The sequence below is a fragment of the Paraburkholderia sp. BGA-UO-ETr-F21 genome, from assembly GCF_059567925.1.
In genome coordinates, this window is the sequence record NZ_JCAQOY010000035.1 from 40119 (window position 1) to 53286 (window position 13168).

The 13168-nt window shown below is 63.7% G+C and carries 14 protein-coding genes; 2 read left to right on the top strand and 12 right to left on the bottom strand.

Features of this window, described 5'->3' with window-relative positions; all coding sequences use genetic code 11:
- Positions 1–104: 104 nt before the first annotated feature.
- The 4 genes from AC57B1_RS20590 to AC57B1_RS20605 all read right to left on the bottom strand — a co-directional run bounded on the left by AC57B1_RS20590 (position 105) and on the right by AC57B1_RS20605 (position 3010).
- Positions 105–848: an amino acid ABC transporter permease gene (locus AC57B1_RS20590; protein ID WP_496418482.1), complete on the bottom strand. Its 744-nt coding sequence runs from the start codon at positions 846–848 to the stop codon at positions 105–107.
- A complete protein-coding gene (locus AC57B1_RS20595) occupies positions 845–1585 on the bottom strand; it encodes an amino acid ABC transporter permease (RefSeq protein ID WP_496418483.1) in 741 nt (246 codons plus the stop codon). The genes AC57B1_RS20590 and AC57B1_RS20595 overlap by 4 nt, the downstream gene beginning before the upstream one ends.
- A 95-nt stretch (positions 1586–1680) precedes the next feature.
- A complete protein-coding gene (locus tag AC57B1_RS20600; RefSeq protein ID WP_496418484.1) occupies positions 1681–2499 on the bottom strand; it encodes an ABC transporter substrate-binding protein in 819 nt (272 codons plus the stop codon).
- A gap of 199 nt (positions 2500–2698) precedes the next feature.
- A complete protein-coding gene (locus AC57B1_RS20605; RefSeq protein ID WP_286162071.1) occupies positions 2699–3010 on the bottom strand; it encodes a hypothetical protein in 312 nt (103 codons plus the stop codon).
- A gap of 358 nt (positions 3011–3368) precedes the next feature.
- Between AC57B1_RS20605 and AC57B1_RS20610 the strand changes: the two genes are divergently transcribed.
- On the top strand, positions 3369–4724 hold the full coding sequence (locus AC57B1_RS20610) for an LLM class flavin-dependent oxidoreductase (protein ID WP_496418485.1): 1356 nt from the start codon (positions 3369–3371) through the stop codon (positions 4722–4724).
- Positions 4725–4882: 158 nt separating this feature from the next.
- Here AC57B1_RS20610 and AC57B1_RS20615 read toward each other — a convergent pair whose 3' ends face one another.
- From AC57B1_RS20615 to AC57B1_RS20640, 6 genes are all read right to left on the bottom strand, one after another.
- A complete protein-coding gene (locus tag AC57B1_RS20615; protein ID WP_496418486.1) occupies positions 4883–6979 on the bottom strand; it encodes a family 2A encapsulin nanocompartment cargo protein cysteine desulfurase in 2097 nt (698 codons plus the stop codon).
- Positions 6954–7886, bottom strand: coding sequence for a family 2A encapsulin nanocompartment shell protein (locus tag AC57B1_RS20620; protein WP_091801348.1), 933 nt, complete (start codon positions 7884–7886; stop codon positions 6954–6956). Before AC57B1_RS20620 ends, AC57B1_RS20615 begins: the two co-directional genes overlap by 26 nt.
- Before the next feature lie 107 nt (positions 7887–7993).
- Complete coding sequence (locus AC57B1_RS20625; RefSeq protein ID WP_091801351.1) at positions 7994–8269, bottom strand: helix-turn-helix domain-containing protein; 276 nt, start codon at positions 8267–8269, stop codon at positions 7994–7996.
- Positions 8266–9243, bottom strand: coding sequence for a serine O-acetyltransferase EpsC (epsC, locus tag AC57B1_RS20630; protein WP_496418487.1), 978 nt, complete (start codon positions 9241–9243; stop codon positions 8266–8268). Before epsC ends, AC57B1_RS20625 begins: the two co-directional genes overlap by 4 nt.
- Positions 9244–9285: 42 nt before the next feature.
- Positions 9286–9753 (bottom strand): rhodanese-like domain-containing protein, encoded by a 468-nt coding sequence (locus AC57B1_RS20635; protein ID WP_408345614.1) that lies wholly within the window; start codon positions 9751–9753, stop codon positions 9286–9288.
- 205 nt (positions 9754–9958) lie between these two features.
- A complete protein-coding gene (locus AC57B1_RS20640) occupies positions 9959–10207 on the bottom strand; it encodes a hypothetical protein (RefSeq protein WP_496418488.1) in 249 nt (82 codons plus the stop codon).
- Positions 10208–10512: 305 nt separating this feature from the next.
- Between AC57B1_RS20640 and AC57B1_RS20645 the strand changes: the two genes are divergently transcribed.
- Positions 10513–11325 carry a VOC family protein gene (locus AC57B1_RS20645; RefSeq protein WP_496418489.1) on the top strand — a complete coding sequence of 271 codons (813 nt, stop codon included), beginning with the start codon at positions 10513–10515 and terminating at the stop codon, positions 11323–11325.
- 171 nt (positions 11326–11496) lie between these two features.
- Here the strand turns inward: AC57B1_RS20645 and AC57B1_RS20650 are convergent, their stop codons facing one another.
- Positions 11497–12297 (bottom strand): ABC transporter ATP-binding protein, encoded by an 801-nt coding sequence (locus AC57B1_RS20650; protein ID WP_496418490.1) that lies wholly within the window; start codon positions 12295–12297, stop codon positions 11497–11499.
- Entirely contained in the window at positions 12294–13163 is an 870-nt protein-coding gene (locus AC57B1_RS20655) for an ABC transporter ATP-binding protein (protein WP_496418491.1), read from the bottom strand. The genes AC57B1_RS20650 and AC57B1_RS20655 overlap by 4 nt, the downstream gene beginning before the upstream one ends.
- Positions 13164–13168: the final 5 nt, after the last annotated feature.

Sequence of the window (13168 nt, forward strand, 5' to 3'; positions counted from 1 at the left end):
TCTATTGGACCAGTACCTGCGCGTCACGCCTACTATCGAATTGGCAATTGCTTATCACGCGTTCCGATTTGCGGTGACGGCCTGCCCGCCTGCCTCGCGGCTTTTCATTCGCTGAGTCCACCGAGCGGCAATGGTCTAACAGCTTCCTCATTCGATCGCGTAGTGGCGTGAGCGGACAGTGAGCGCAGCAGAATGCGGTGAGCGATCCATTGCAACGCGGAGCACAGCAGCAGATAAACGATGCCGACGAACACGAAAATCTGTGCGGGGTAAATCATCAGGCGGCTGTTGACCTGATTGGCAAGGAACGTGAATTCCGGCACGCCGACGATATACGCAAGCGAGGTATCCTTGACCAGCGACACCCACTGATTGACGAACGACGGCATCATGACGCGCACCGCCTGTGGCAGCACCACGTGACGCAACGCCTGCCAGCGTGAGAGCCCGAGCGACAGCGCCGCCTGTTGCTGACCCGCGCCGACCGACACGATGCCCGCATGCACGGCATGCGACAGATACGCGCCACCGATCAGCGACAGCGCGCACACCACCGCAACCAGCCCCGGCACGTCGATATGCAGCAGGATCGGCATCAGGAAGAAAGTCCAGAAGATCAGCATCAATACCGGAATCGCCCTGAAAAACGCGACGATTGCGACCAGCAGCAGATGCACGCCGCCGCGTGTGAGCGAGAGCGCCACGCCGCCCGCCAGCCCCACCGCCGCGGACAGCAACGCCGACACCACGGATAGCACGACCGTCAGCGCGGCGCCGCCCAGTGGCCCATTGGGGAACGCGCCGAGCAGCAGATACCGCAGCGTCGGCAGCCACTCGAGCGCCGTCATGCCCACCCTCGCTGCAACGCACGTGCGCCAGTGTGTTGCCAGATCACCAAGGCCGTTTCGATCAACGCGATGGTGCCGATATACAGCGCGGTTGCAGTCCCGAAGGCCTGGAAGGTGCGGAAGCTCTCCGTGTCCACCTGACGCGACATATAAGACAGTTCGGCCACGCCGATCGCCATGGTCAGCGACGAGTTCTTCACGATATTCATGTATTGCCCCGCGAGCGGCGGCGTGGCGATACGCACCGCTTGCGGAACAACGACGTGCCGCAAGGTCGCATAACGCGTCATGCCCAATGCGGCGCCCGCCTGGTATTGCGCGATGCCCACGCCGCGGACGCCGGCGCGAAACTCCTCCGCGATAAAGGCTGTGCTGTAGCAGGTCAGGCCCAGCCAGCCGGCGAACAGTTCGAAGCTCGGCCAGTGCACGGCAAAGGGCCCGGCGCTCAAGACATGCGGCGTGTTGAGCCACGTCATCCAGGCTTGAGGCAGCAGCGTCGCCGCGCCGAAGTACCAGAACAGCAATTGCACCAGCAGAGGAGAGTTGCGAAACACGAGTACATAGCCTTTTGCCGCAGCAGCGACCGTGCGATGTTGCGCGATATGGGCCATTGCCAGCCCGAATCCGAGCAGCGTCGCGCAGACGCTCACGCACGCCGACAGGATCAGCGTGATGAGAAAACCGTGGGCGAGCCAGCCGAGATAGCGCGGGTCCAGCCAGAAATTCAAGAAATGCATGCGGGAAAAACGCGTTCCGGTATCAGCAAGAAGGCCCGATCACGCGTTTCGGGCGGTGACCGGGCCATGTGGGGGCGGCTGTGAAGCGAAGCGCGTCAGCTCTTCTGCGGATCGCCGATCTTGTACAGACGCGGCAACGGCGCGGCGCTCTTCGGGCCGAACCAGGTGTCGTAGATCGTGCCGGCCGTGCCTTTGGCTTCGAGATCCTTCAGCGTGTCGTTGACGACATTCAGCAGGCGCGTCTCGCCCTTCGGCACGCCCACGCCTTCGTAGTCATTGGAGATCGTGAACGGCGGGATCTCGTAGTTCGCCTTGTCCGGCACCTTCGCGAGCAACGCGACGAGCTTCGGTCCGTCTTGCGTGATTGCCTGCACGTTGCCCGTGCGCAGCGCGGCGAAGGCGAACGGCGTGTCGTCATAAGCAATGATCGTGGCGCTCGGGAATTGCGCACGCACCTGCTGCTCATTGGTCGTGCCTTTGTCCGCGCCGATCCGCAAACCGTTCAATTGTTGCGGCGAGGTGAGCGTGCCCTTCTTCGCAATGAATTGCGTGCCGGACGCAAAATAGGGGGTGCTGAAATCCACCTCCTTCTTGCGATCGTCGGTAATCGTAAAGTTGGCGAACACCAGATCCACCTTGCCCGACTTCAGGAAAGCAATGCGATTGGCCGGATTGGTCGGCTGGATCTCGAGCTTGACGCCGAGGCGCGTGGCGAGCGCTCGCGCATAGTCGACGTCGAGCCCGACGATCTGATTGCTCTTCGGATCGACGAAACCGAACGGCGGATTGCTGTCGAAAGCGGCCACGCGCAACACGCCCGCTTTCTTGATGTCGTCGAGACGATCCGCATGCGCGGCAGCGGACATGACAAGCAGACTTCCTGCGATCACTGCGCCAAGCACTCTGAGATTCATAACGGTGGTTTCCTGTTGTTTTAATGGGCCGCGCGTGAGGTCGAACGGCGCGTGCCCTTAGCGTGAGACGTGGACTCTAACAACGCTCGCGGACGGCACAAACCAAGCAATTTTCAGGTGCTAAGCAGCGTTGCTGATAACCCCTGGCGTCTATGGCCGAGATCGCGAACAGATGTCGTGAACAGATAAGTCGGACGACTCAGCGGCGCACGAGCATGGCGAGCGAGCGGTGCGCATCGAGTTGCCTGTCGTAGCCCGCCAGCGCGCCGTCCACGCGGCGCGTCAAAGGCGGCGTGGCGACAGTGGTTACATCGGGCTCAAGCGGCGACGCGCAGACTGGCGTCGCGCCCGACAAACAGTAGCCGACATCGCGCCGGGCATTGATGCACGTGCGCACCTTGCCGCTGGCGATCAGCGTGGCGAGCGCGGCTTCGACCGCTTTCTCCGATACGCCGAACAGACGGGCGAAAGTCACAGCCGTATAGACGCGGCTGTGCCTCATTTTCAGCATCAGACTCTCGATCAACGGATCCATACTCGATAAAGGTGGGTCACTGCGGTTATGAAACAGACGCCGCGCGCTGACACCGCGCACGGCCTGAGTCAAAGCATGGCAGTGTTGGCGCGAATTTGGAAAGACCGAGTTCCGATATGGTTATGAAGCGAGCGGCACATCGCAAATCACGGTGGCGGCCCGAACGCTGCGCGGCATCATGCTGGTCTCGCATGCGGGCGAACCTTAGTCGTTGCCGACATATCGATGCCAGAAATCGTTAGTGGTCTCGAATGCACAGCCAATCGACAATTGAAGAGTCGGCCAGATGCCTTTGCTCCTTCGTTGCTGGCCCTTCCCGCATTCGACCAGACCCATGAGAAACGACCCGCCGCGCCAGCTCCATCTGAACGTCAACATTCTCCACTCGGGCTTCGTGCCTTCCGCCTGGCGTACCGAAGACGCGGACCCTCGCGCGTTCATCGATATCGCTCACTATGTTCGCGTCGCGCAGATCGCCGAGGCGGCGAAGTTCGACGCCGTGTTTCTCGCCGACAATGCATCGATCGCCGATCAGATCGACTTCAGGCCGATCACGGCGCTGGAGCCGACCGTGCTGCTCGCCGGCATTGCTGCGGCCACGACGCATATCGGTGTGATCGGCACGGCGTCGACGAGCTACAACGAGCCGTATAACATCGCGCGGCGCTTTGCCACGCTCGATCATCTCAGCGCGGGGCGCGCGGGCTGGAATATCGTGACGACCGCCGATCTCGGTTCGGCGCGCAACTTCGGCCGCGAAGCGGTGCCCAATCATGCCGAACGCTACGAACGCGCCGCCGAATTCACGGAGGTCGTGAAGGCGCTGTGGGATAGCTGGGAAGACGACGCCTTTATCGGCGACAAGATAAATGGCCGTTTCGTCGACGCGGCGAAGGTGCATCGCATCGACCATCGCGGCAAATATTTCAGCGTGGATGGCCCGTTCAATCTGCCGCGCAGTGCTCAGGGCCACCCGGTGCTGATCCAGGCCGGCGGCTCGGTGGATGGACGCGAGCTTGCGTCCCGTCATGCGGAAGCGGTCTTCTCCGCGTCACAGTCGTTCGACGAAGCGGCTTCTTATGCTCGCGAGCTCAAGTCGCGCGCCGCGGCATTGGGGCGCGGCAACGACGCGATCCGCGTGCTGCCCGGCCTCACCACCATCATCGGCGCAACCGAGGCGCAAGCCTTGCGTCGTCGCGATGAACTGGTGGATCTGATTCCGTGGACTTACAGCCTCACGCGTCTGGCGGGCATATTGGGTGTGAGCGTCGAGCGGTTGAAACTCGACGAACGTCTGCCGGACGATCTTTCACTGCCCGGTGGCGGCAACGGCAATCACACGTTCTTCCATGCCACGCTCGCGCAAGCTCGTGCGAATGGCTACACGGCGCGCCAGTTGATCCGCGCGCTAGCCGGCGGTGGCGGGCACCGTGTCATTGTCGGCACACCGGAACAGATCGCCGACGATATCGAACACTGGTTCAAAGGCGGCGCCGCCGATGGATTCAACCTGATGCCGGATGTTTTGCCGGGCGGCTTGCAGGATTTCGCGGACGGCGTGGTGCCGCTATTGCAACAGCGCGGCATTTTCCGCACCGAGTACGAAGGCCGCACGTTGCGTGAGCACTTCGGTTTGCAGCGGCCCGTGAGCCGCCACCTCGAAACACGGGAAGCGGCAGCGACCGTTTGAACGCTCAACCGAGCCGTCATACGGCGTGTCGCGCAGAAGTGGGAGTGGTGCCAGTGGCACCTCACGCGGCAGATTGAGAAAGCGGCAAACGCAAGCGTTCCCACTGACAGGTTTCATTCGGTAAAAAGGCGGCAGCCGTAGCCGGCCACCGCCTGTATTCAGCGTCGCGAAGACAACCGTCGCACTACAGACACCAGCGCATCGACTTCATCGCAAGTGTTGTAGAAAGCGAGAGACGGCCGCACGGTCGCCTCGACGCCAAAGCGTCGCAAGATCGGCTGTGCACAGTGATGCCCCGAGCGCACGGCAATGCCCTCTTCGTTGAGCGCCTGCCCGACTTCCTCGGTCTCGTAGCCTTTCAGCACGAAGGACAACACACTGGCCTTGTCGCGCGCAGTGCCGATCAAACGCACACCGGGCACCGGTTGCAGCACGCTCGTCGCATACGCGAGCAGATCGTGCTCGTAGCGCGCGATATTCTCGATGCCGACGCGTTGAACGTAGTCGATCGCCGCGCCCAGACCCACTGCATCGGCGATATTGCCCGTGCCGGCTTCGAAACGATTCGGCGGCGGCTGGAACACCGTGCGCTCGAACGTGACGTCGGCGATCATGTTGCCGCCACCCTGCCACGGCGGCATGTCTTCCAGAATCGCGCGCTTGCCGTAGACCACGCCGATGCCGGTCGGACCGAACACCTTGTGACCCGAGAACACGAAGAAGTCCGCGTCGATCGCCTGCACATCCACCCGCATATGCGACACCGACTGCGCCCCGTCGACCAGCGCCTTCGCGCCGGCCCGATGCGCGAGCTCGACGATCTCCTTGACCGGCACCACCGTCCCGAGCGCATTCGACACCTGCGTGACGGAGACGATTTTCGTGCGGTCGGTGAGCAGCCGCCGGTATTCGTCGAGCAGCACCTGGCCGCTATCGTCGACCGGAATCACGCGCAGCTTCGCACCGGTTTGCGCGGCAAGCTGCTGCCAAGGCACGATATTGGCGTGATGCTCGAGGTGCGAGACGATGATCTCGTCACCCTCGCCCACATGCTTCACGCCCCACGTCTTCGCGATCAGGTTGATCGCCTCGGTAGTGCCGCGCACGAAGATGATTTCCTCCGGCGACGCCGCACCGATGAAACGCTGCACCTTGCTGCGCGCGGCTTCGTATGCGTCGGTGGCGCGGCCGGCCAACGCATGAGCCGCCCGATGGATGTTCGAGTTCTCATGCGCGTAAAAATACGCCAGCCGGTCGATCACCGCCTGCGGTTTGTGCGTGGTCGCGGCATTGTCGAACCACACCAGCTGACGGCCGTTCACACGCTCCTGCAGAATCGGGAAATCGCGGCGAATCGCATTCACATCGAACGGCGGATGAGCGGACGGCCCCGCATGCGGCACACCTTGTGACGCGCCGGCTGCCTGCCCTGGAACGCGCGACGGCTCGTTCAGATTCAGGAAGTAGTGCGAGCCGCCCGTGTGTTCCGCGGGCGTGGACGATGGCGCGGCATGCGCGGCATGCGCGGCATGCGATGCAGCCGGACGGTCATACGGGAAACGCTGCTCGGCAAGCGGCTCATCGACACCGGGCAGACCGAACGATTGCGCACTCACCTCGTTCCAGACCGGCACGACGATATCCGGCGACGCAGCCGACGCGGCGCGAGGTTGACCCGATTCGCCGAGAAAATAAAACGGCGAGGCGGACGCCGGCGAAACCGGCGACGCGGGTGTCACCGGCGAAGCGCCACCCGCGGACGGACGCTGCGCGCCGTGTCCCTCCGGCACACCCAGCGCGGAGCCGCCAAAGCGCGGATCGAGTGCGGGCGCAATGGTCACCACGCTGTCCGGCAAGCCGTTCTGCGCCGTCGCATGCGGCGCCAATGCGGGCGCGCGGTTACCCAGCGACAGCACATGCGTCGGCGACGAGGGCAACAGGTTGGCGCCGGGCACATGCCCCTGCGGCAACGCCGCACCCGGCACGCCGGTGCCCGTGCCGCCGGGACCCGCGAGCGGCGAACCCGCCGGCGCAGGATTGCTGATCTCGCTGGTTACCGGCGCCGTGAACGGCAGCGTGCCGGCGAGCCCTGGCGTCGCGCCCGACTGCGGCGGGTTGCCCGGCAACGCCGAAAAGAACGCATTCGCCAGCGACGCCAACGTGGCAGGGTCAGGCAAGCCCGCGGGCGGACCGCTCGGCACATCGTGCGGCAGGACGCTATCCATGGGCTTACTTGTAGGTGTCTGGGTAGTCATGGTACTTGCCGATCTCCACGTCATCGAGAACTGCCAGCGCGTCCGGCGAATGCACGGCGAGCGAGCAATAGAGCGAGATCAGATACGAAGCGATCGCGTGATTGTTGATGCCCATGAAGCGCACCGACAGACCCGGCCCCTGCTCGCCGGCCACGCCCGGCTGGAACAGACCGACCACGCCCTGGCGCTTGTCGCCCACGCGCAGCAGCAGAATCTTGGTCTTGCCGTCGGCCACCGGCACCTTGTCCGACGGAATCAGCGGAATGCCGCGCCAAGTCAGGAACTGCGAGCCGAACAGGCTGACCGTCGGCGGCGGCACGCCACGGCGCGTGCATTCGCGGCCGAACGCGGCGATCGCGAGCGGATGCGTCAGGAAGAACGCCGGCTCTTTCCAGACCTTGGTCAGCAGTTCGTCGAGGTCGTCGGGCGTCGGCGCGCCGGTCAGCGGAAACACGCGCTGCTCTTCCGCCACATTGGCGAGCAGGCCGTAATCCGGATTGTTGATCAACTGGCTTTCCTGCAATTCCTTGATCGTCTCGATCGTGAGGCGCAGTTGTTCCTTGATCTGATCGTGCGGGCTGCTGTAGAGATCCGAGATCCGCGTGTGCACGTCGAGGACCGTGCTGACGGCATTCAGGAAGTACTCGCGCGGTTGCTCTTCGTAGGGCACGAAGGTGCGCGGCAGGATGCTTTCATCTTCACGCGCGGTGCAGGCGGCCACCACGGCTTCGGGATTCTTCACCTGATTCAGGCGATAAATGCCTGCCTCGACCGGCAGCCATTGCAGCAGATGGGTGAGCCAACGCGGCGTGATCGTGGCCAGTTGCGGAACGGTTTTGGTGGCATTGGCTAGTTGCCGTGCTGCGTTATCGCCGAGCGCCGTCAGGCCGCCCACTGTTGCTGTCATCTGAAGCTCCGGGATTGATAGAAGAAAAACGGGAAAGCTTATGAGCGAAAGCGATTATCGGGAGGCCACCCCTGCGCTTCAACATGCTATAGACGGCAAACGTTGATCTACCTCACGGACGGCGGATCGACGAACGCAGAGCGCGCGAGCACGGCAATGCCCGAGGCTTCGGAAGACAAGGTGAGCAGGTGCTCGATCGGCACCTGGAATGCGCGGGCAAGCTTGTCGACCGTGACGATCGACGCGATGGCCGAGCCCCGTTCAACCTCGCCGACATACGAGCGGTTGAGTCCCGCGTATTCCGCGAGTTGCTCCTGAGACCAGCCGCGTGTCTCACGCAGACGCCGCACCGCGGCGCCGAACTCCCTGACGAGTCCGCTCATCGCGCGGCTCCCGCCGCGACGGGAAGCTCGTCTGCATGACCGCGCGGCGTGCGCTCGCCATTCGCGGCGGCGCCGGTGCCCTCGTTGCGCGACACGGCCTGCGTCACGTGCGAGCCCGGCGCGACGTCCTGCGTGAGCCAGACATTGCCGCCAATCACCGAACCCCGGCCCAATGTGACGCGGCCGAGAATGGTCGCGCCCGCGTAGATCACCACGTCGTCCTCGACGATCGGATGGCGCGCATGGCCCTTTTCCAGATGCCCTTGCGCATCGCGTGGAAAACGCTTCGCGCCCAGCGTGACGGCCTGATAGAGCCGCACGCGCTCGCCGATCACGGCTGTCTCGCCAATCACCACGCCCGTGCCGTGATCGATGAAAAACCCCGCGCCGATCTTCGCGCCGGGATGGATGTCGATGCCGGTTTGCGCATGCGCGAGTTCGGCGACAATGCGCGCCAGCAGCGGCAAACCCAGCCCATATAGCTCGTGCGCCAGACGGTGATGGATCATCGCGAGCACGCCTGGGTAACACAGCAGCACTTCATCCACACTGCCGGCTGCGGGGTCCCCGTGAAACGCCGCCAGCACGTCGCTGTCGAGCAGGCTGCGAATCGCCGGCAAGCGCGCGGCAAACGCGCGCACCGCAATGCCCGCCTGAGCCTCGATCGTCGCGACAGGCGGCGGACGATGCCGGCTGCGGTAATGCAGCTCCAGCCGCGCCTGGCTCAACAGCGCATGCAGCGCGGCGTCGAGCGCGTGCCCGACATAGAAGTTTTCGCTTTCCTGACGCAGATCGAGCGGACCCAGGCGCATCGGAAACAGCACGCCCTTGAGCGTATCGATGATCTCCGCGAGCGCTTCGCGCCCCGGCAATTCGCGCCCGCCCGGTTCGAGCGAGCGTTTCTGCACTTCGCGCCATTGCTGGCGGACTGTCTGAAGCGCCTCGACAATCTCATCGACATCAAACACAGCCACAGTGGTGACTCCCCTAAAGTGCAGCGTGAGCGATCAGGCTTTTCAGTCCTGAATCCAAGGCAGCCCGTGAAAACGCCATCCATTGCTGGCGCCGCGCCGTTGCGCGTCGTCCAGCTCTCCCTCAAAACCTTCCAGTACATTGAAAACCTGCGTGAAGCCGGCCTTCGCAGCGGCTTCCGCGGCGAGCGCGGAACGGTTGCCGCTGCGGCACAGCAGCAGCACGACGGCATCTTTGCCCGTCTTCGCTTCCAGCTCACGCACAAAACGCGGATTGCGCGTCAGACTCGTACCGGTCGCCCACGCGACATGCAGGCTGTCGGGCACGAGCCCGACAAATTTGCGTTCTTCGGTGGTGCGCACGTCCACCAAGACAGCGTTGCCGGTCTGCACGAGTGCCCATGCATCCTGCGGCGACACGCCACCGGCGTAGGACAGGCCGGCTTCGGCGGCGCGGGATCGAGCGGCTTCGAGCAGCGCGTGGGTGGGTCGTTCTACGAGTTCAAGCGTCATGACGTCTCCTTCGATATCGCGCGCATCCTTACGCGCCGGTTCAGGGCCAACGGTGAAAGCAACCGTCTATAGCCATCAGGAGACACTATGAAAGATCGAAAGCCGAAGCCGAACCAATTAATTGTGATTTCTAAAGAAGCATCGGTTTGGTCGCTCCCGCTCGGCATTGCCGATGCGCCGCGCCGGCCTGCTGTCTGCAGTCGCCTCAATCCGGCGGTATTTCCAGCGGCACGACGAACATGCCGGCGGTGTATTCCATATGGAAGTACCCGGAGCGTGCGTAGGCGGCGATGCGTTCGAGCCGCTCCTGCGATTGGGCACCGTCGTTGGGAACAGGCGTTCCGCCGGCCGATTGATCAAACGCAATCGGCGCGCGCCTTGCGAATTGTTTTTTCAGCGCGCGAATGGGGTGTCGAAGTCCGACCTGGAAAAATGTCGCTGAAAGCGTGGCCATACGCCCTCCGTCGATTCGTTGCCATACGAACGAATCTAACGGCCAGAAAAACGAAGCGCAAACAAGGTTTTGTGGATTGGTTTTCGTGGAACGTATCAAACGCAAATGACGTCGGGCGTGCGGATGACGGAATAAGGTTGCGAGAATAAACCGGTTCAGTCGCCCGGTGCGCGCGGATAAAGTGGCTCGGCAAAGCCTGGCGCGACTATCCACACACCGCACTATGCAATCGACAATCCGTTGCTAGTGTTTTTGCCGACGGCTTCGCATACTCATCGGCCACCCTCCTGAGGAGTCAAGCCGGCATGTCCCTTTCGCTCGACCACGTCGTGATCCGCGTGCAGGATCTCGAACAGACCATTGCTCATTTCAGCGCACTCGGCTTTACGGTGCAGCGCGGCGGCACGCACGCCGACGGCGCCACTCACAACGCGCTGATCGGTTTCGCGGACGGCAGCTATTTCGAACTGATCGGCTTTCTGCGGAACGCACCGGAACATCGCTGGTGGGACGCAGGTAATCGGGTCGGCGACGGCTTCGTCGATTTCGCGCTCCTGCCGCAGTCGGTCGCTGCAACGATCGATGCCGCTCACGGGCGCGGCCTGCTCTACGACGGCCCGATTGCCGGCGGACGCGTGCGCCCTGACGGCGAGCGGCTCGAATGGCAGATCGGCAAGCCGCGCAGCGCTGACCTGCCCTTTCTGTGCGGGGATTTGACACCGCGCCGCTTACGCGTCGCTGAAGGTGACGTGCGCCATCACCCCAACGGCGCGCGCGGCGTGGCGAACATCACGCTTGCCGTGCACGATCTGGATGCCAGCCTCGCGCGGTATCGTGCGCTGCTCGGTGAATTCAGCCTGCAGCGCGCGCCTTTGCCCGGCTACGGTATCCGGTTCGCGATCCTGCCGCTCGGCACGACGACGTTGACGCTCGTCAGCCCGTCACGCCCGCCTCACGAACCCGTTGAAGGTTTGGCATCCGACATTCGGGATTATCTGGCCACGCGTGGCGAAGGCGTCTTTGCGGTTGCATTGGAAACGCATGCAGGTGGCTCGCCGCGTGAATTCGCGCGCGAACTCACACACGGTGCCACCCTCGAACTCGTGGCGGGTTCCTGATCCCCGAATGTCGGAGAGTCGGCCGTCAACTGACTGCCGACTGATCGCCGACGGCCTGCCGCTCCGGTCGCCCGCTATGTTCATCGCGCCCACCGGCCACCGTCGCGCCGCAAAGGACAAGGGACGCTCGGCAACGGCCCGCGCCGAGCCGCGAACGCTATAGCCTCCCGTTCACGATGCCGTTTCCGCCGCAAGCGACCCGCCAAGATACGCATCGCGAATCCGTTGATCGCCGAGCAGTTCGCTTGCAGTGCCGGACAACACCACGCGGCCGGTCTGCAACACATAGCCGCGATGCGCGATCTGCAAGGCAAGGCTCGCATTCTGTTCGACCATGAAGAACGTAATGCCCTGCCGGTTGATGGTCTGGATCAGCTCCAGCACCTTGTCGACATAGAGCGGCGACAGCCCCATGGTCGGCTCGTCCATGCAGACGAGCGCTGGGCGGCTCATCAGCGCGCGCGCCATGGCCAGCATCTGCTGCTCACCGCCCGAGAGCGTGCCGGCGCGTTGCGTCAGGCGCTCTTTCACGCGGGGGAACAGGTCGAGCATGCGTTCATAGTCCGCGGCGATACCGGCGCGGTCGTTGCGTGTGAAGGCGCCCATCAGCAGGTTCTCGCGCACTGTCATGTCGCCGAACAGGCGGCGCGCTTCCGGCACGGAAGCGATCCCGCGCCGCACGATCTGCGAGGTCGGCAGGCCGTTCAACGGCTTGCCGTCGAAGTTGATCGTACCGTTTCGCGGTTTGTGCAGGCCGAGGATCACTTTCATCGCCGTCGATTTGCCGCTTGCGTTGCCCCCCAGCAGGCTCACGATCTCGCCGCGCCCAATGCTGAGATTCAGGCCGAAGTGCACCTGAATCTGCCCATAGAACGTGTCGATCTGGTCGAGTGTCAGCAACGGCTCTGTCATGGCTTGTTCAGTTGTGGGTAAATCATTCGACGACACGAGATGCAGGCTGGAGTTCGTCATGCGGCGACCGTTTCGTTGCGGCCGGCCTGCGCGCCAACTTGACGGTGCCCAAGGTAGGCTTCGATCACCGCGGGATCGTTGCGCACTTCGTCCGGCAGACCGGACGCGATCTTGCGGCCGTCGTCGAGTACGAGCACGCGGTCGGAGAGACGCATCACCAGGTCGAGCTTGTGTTCGATCAGCAGGATCGTGAGTCCGTCGCGCTTCAGTTCGAGAATCAGTTCGAGCATTTCCGCGGTCTCGGACTCGTTCATGCCGGCAGTCGGCTCGTCGAGCAAGAGAATGCGCGGACGCAGCGCCAGCGCGCGCGCAATCTCGACACGCCGGCGGTTCGCGTAGGACAGGCTGTGCGCCGGCTCGTCGATGCGAGGCGCGAGGCGTGCGCCGAAGCGCGCAAGCAGCGCCTTCACTTCGTCGCGCAATTCGGCTTCCTCGCGGCGCAGCGCCGCGGGCCCGACCAGCGCACGCACCACTTCGGCGAACGCTCCAACAACGGGCCAGCCGCGCCGCGTCATCGCAAGACGCGCGTGCGCGCCGATCAGCACATTGTCCAGCACGCTCAGGTTGCCGAACACCCGCCCATGCTGGAACGTCCGGGCAACGCCGCGCGCGGCGAGCTGTTCCGGCGCCATGCCGGTCACGTCTTCGCTGCCGAAGCGCACCGAGCCGGAGTCGGGCGTATCGATTCCGGTCAGCAGATTGAACAGCGTGGATTTACCCGCGCCGTTCGGTCCGATCACGCTCACGCATTCGCCGCGCGCAACCGACAGGTTGACCTCGTCGACGGCGACGAGGCCGCCGAAGCGCCGCGTCACGCGCCGCACGTCGAACAGAATGTCCGCACCGCCACTGGAAGAAGTTGTCATGGTCG

What these genes read in the sequence shown, in the direction of transcription:
- AC57B1_RS20635 (WP_408345614.1), bottom strand. Translation starts at nt 9,753, where the DNA reads ATGACGCTTGAACTCGTAGAACGACCCACCCACGCGCTGCTCGAAGCC.
- AC57B1_RS20620 (WP_091801348.1), bottom strand. Translation starts at nt 7,886, where the DNA reads ATGACAGCAACAGTGGGCGGCCTGACGGCGCTCGGCGATAACGCAGCA.
- AC57B1_RS20615 (WP_496418486.1), bottom strand. Translation starts at nt 6,979, where the DNA reads ATGACTACCCAGACACCTACAAGTAAGCCCATGGATAGCGTCCTGCCG.
- AC57B1_RS20590 (WP_496418482.1), bottom strand. Translation starts at nt 848, where the DNA reads ATGACGGCGCTCGAGTGGCTGCCGACGCTGCGGTATCTGCTGCTCGGC.
- AC57B1_RS20600 (WP_496418484.1), bottom strand. Translation starts at nt 2,499, where the DNA reads ATGAATCTCAGAGTGCTTGGCGCAGTGATCGCAGGAAGTCTGCTTGTC.
- AC57B1_RS20645 (WP_496418489.1), top strand. Translation starts at nt 10,513, where the DNA reads ATGTCCCTTTCGCTCGACCACGTCGTGATCCGCGTGCAGGATCTCGAA.
- AC57B1_RS20605 (WP_286162071.1), bottom strand. Translation starts at nt 3,010, where the DNA reads ATGCTGAAAATGAGGCACAGCCGCGTCTATACGGCTGTGACTTTCGCC.
- AC57B1_RS20640 (WP_496418488.1), bottom strand. Translation starts at nt 10,207, where the DNA reads ATGGCCACGCTTTCAGCGACATTTTTCCAGGTCGGACTTCGACACCCC.
- AC57B1_RS20650 (WP_496418490.1), bottom strand. Translation starts at nt 12,297, where the DNA reads ATGACGAACTCCAGCCTGCATCTCGTGTCGTCGAATGATTTACCCACA.
- AC57B1_RS20655 (WP_496418491.1), bottom strand. Translation starts at nt 13,163, where the DNA reads ATGACAACTTCTTCCAGTGGCGGTGCGGACATTCTGTTCGACGTGCGG.
- AC57B1_RS20595 (WP_496418483.1), bottom strand. Translation starts at nt 1,585, where the DNA reads ATGCATTTCTTGAATTTCTGGCTGGACCCGCGCTATCTCGGCTGGCTC.
- AC57B1_RS20610 (WP_496418485.1), top strand. Translation starts at nt 3,369, where the DNA reads ATGAGAAACGACCCGCCGCGCCAGCTCCATCTGAACGTCAACATTCTC.
- AC57B1_RS20625 (WP_091801351.1), bottom strand. Translation starts at nt 8,269, where the DNA reads ATGAGCGGACTCGTCAGGGAGTTCGGCGCCGCGGTGCGGCGTCTGCGT.